The following is a 2,143-nucleotide window of genomic DNA, read 5'->3' as shown; positions in this document are numbered from 1 at the left end:
CGGCGTGACCGCGTCGTTCAGCCGACCCCGGGTCAGCAATGACAATCCGTTCTCCGAGGCCCTGTTCCGGACCTGCAAATATACGCCCGGTTGGCCAACCCGCGGCTTCGCGACGATCGAGGAGGCGCAGATCTGGGTCCAGACCTTCGTCACCTGGTACAACACCGAGCATCGGCACAGCGCCATCCGCTTCGTGACACCCGACCAGCGCCATCGTGGCGAGGAAAAGGCGCTGCTGGCAGAGCGCCACCGCGTCTACCAGATGGCCCGCGCCGTACACCCGGAACGCTGGTCAGGTCAGACCCGCGACTGGCAGCCCATCGGCTCGGTCTGGCTTAACCCCGAGCGACCCGATGCCGGGCGCAGAGGCCATGGGGCTGCCGACGCGCTCCCCCATCAAGCTGGCGGCGGCGGCCCCATGGCCGGCCCAGCCGAGAACGCAGCGTGAAAACGAGTGCAGGCGACAACTACCTTGACGAACACCGTCCTCGCGCACAACCTTGCGCAGCCAATTGGTAAGAGAGCTGCTCAAAAGGCGGTGGAAGAGGTGCGGATCGGTGTGGGCCTCATGCATGGCGAGAGCCGCTTGGTACCCCATGGCTGGAGATATACGGCGGCGCGGCTTCTTGCCGAGGCCGGCTGCAGCGATGCTGAGATTTAGGCCGTCACCGGTCATAAGACTCTTCATATGGTTCAAAAGTACCGCGCTCAGGCGAACCAGCGGGCGGCATCGAAGCGGGCTCAGCAGCGTCGCGGCCGGTGAGAACAGAACAAGTTCAGAACATGAATGTGCGAAACCAAGTGCGAAACCTGGGCACCTTCAACATGAACGATAAATGCTCAACAAAAAGCTAAGTGGTGCGGGTGAAGGGACTCGAACCCCCACGCCTTGCGGCGCCAGAACCTAAATCTGGTGCGTCTACCAGTTCCGCCACACCCGCATCACCGGCTCCTTATCACTCAACCAAACAGGGGGAAAGAGACACCAAGAGTCCCAGCACCCGCCCCGATCCTGCCGCAATGGGAACGCACGAAAAGGCACTGCCTCACAACCGACAGGATCACTGCCATGACCGTCCAGCTTCGCCACAGGGCCGAGGAACTTACCCTGCTGGGTGCCACCGCCGTCTTTCCCGCCGAGATGGCTAAACCGGAGATGCAGGGCGGAATCGAGGCGGAAACGCTGGTCCTTACCGCGCGTGGCGAAGTGCCCGCCGAGGCGCTTTGTGCGGGGGACCGGATCGTCACGCGGGAATGCGGAATGGCCGTGCTCAAATCCGTCGGGACGGTCGAGGGGAGAGGTTGTCATATCCGCGCCGGCACCCTCGGGCGAAATCGGCCAGCACGCGACACGGTCGTGGCCGCCGACCAGCAGGTGACGATCCGCGACTGGCTGGCCGGTTCGGTATCCACCGGTGCCTCCGCTGTCGTCGCGGCGGGCGAGCTGTGCGAGGAAAAGGGCGGTCGTGCAATGCATGCGCATTTCGTGCAGCTCGATTTCGGCGCGCCCCTGACAGTCTATGCCAATGGTGTGGAGATGCAGACCGGGCGGACCGAGACCTTTCCGGCGAAGCTGCTTGCCGCCGTGTGAACGAGGCCGCCTGCGGGCGCCCCGGCGCAGGAGAAGGCAACCGGAAATCTGCGCTGGTATGGCAGCACCGGAAGACCGCTCAGTCAAGGAGGGCCTAACCCACATAATTCACGAGAAGGCGGCGGAGGTGGCGTAACCGTCTGAAACTCTGTATTTCTTGGTTATCGACGCCAAAGATTCAGATTTCAGCAGGACGACCTCCGCCATGACCCAGTCTACGTGCTCCACGCCCCGCCTGTCACCCCTTAACGGTAAGCCGATCCTGCTTGGATTTGACGGCGCCGACATGAGCTCCGACGCCGGCCTAACTCTGCTGCGCGAGATCGAGCGCAGGGCGGGTCTGGCGCAGCGGCTCGCAGATTGCCTGCACGATCCGCGTGACCCGGCGAAAGTTCAGCATAGCCTGTGCGACATCATCCGGTTCCGGATCATGATGATCGGGGCGGGATACGAAGACGGCAACGACGCGGCAGCCCTTCGGTACGATCCCAGCTTCAGGATTGCGCTGGAGCGCGGGCCGGAAACGGAGCCAGCCTTGTGTTCGCAGCCGAC

Annotated in this window: 2 protein-coding genes, 1 tRNA gene and 1 pseudogene; 3 read left to right on the top strand and 1 reads right to left on the bottom strand. The window is 63.5% G+C overall.

Annotated features, from left to right (window positions below; translation table 11 throughout):
- A pseudogene (locus JSE7799_RS09475) lies at positions 1-349 on the top strand (integrase core domain-containing protein); the annotation flags it as partial.
- A 507-nt stretch (positions 350-856) separates the two neighbouring features.
- Here the strand turns inward: JSE7799_RS09475 and JSE7799_RS09465 are convergent.
- Positions 857-941 (bottom strand) — tRNA-Leu (locus JSE7799_RS09465).
- A gap of 128 nt (positions 942-1,069) precedes the next feature.
- Between JSE7799_RS09465 and JSE7799_RS09460 the strand changes: the two genes are divergently transcribed.
- Together JSE7799_RS09460 and JSE7799_RS09455 are read left to right on the top strand one after the other, a co-directional pair.
- Positions 1,070-1,591, top strand: a complete 522-nt coding sequence (locus JSE7799_RS09460; RefSeq protein ID WP_055663405.1) for a Hint domain-containing protein — start codon at positions 1,070-1,072, stop codon at positions 1,589-1,591.
- Between the two features lie 205 nt (positions 1,592-1,796).
- Positions 1,797-2,143 (top strand): transposase (locus JSE7799_RS09455; protein WP_186201894.1); only part of this gene is annotated, 347 nt, incomplete at its 3' end.

The organism is Jannaschia seosinensis (genome assembly GCF_001408515.1).
GTDB lineage: Bacteria > Pseudomonadota > Alphaproteobacteria > Rhodobacterales > Rhodobacteraceae > Jannaschia > Jannaschia seosinensis.
This window is presented reverse-complemented; position numbering and strand designations above follow the sequence as displayed.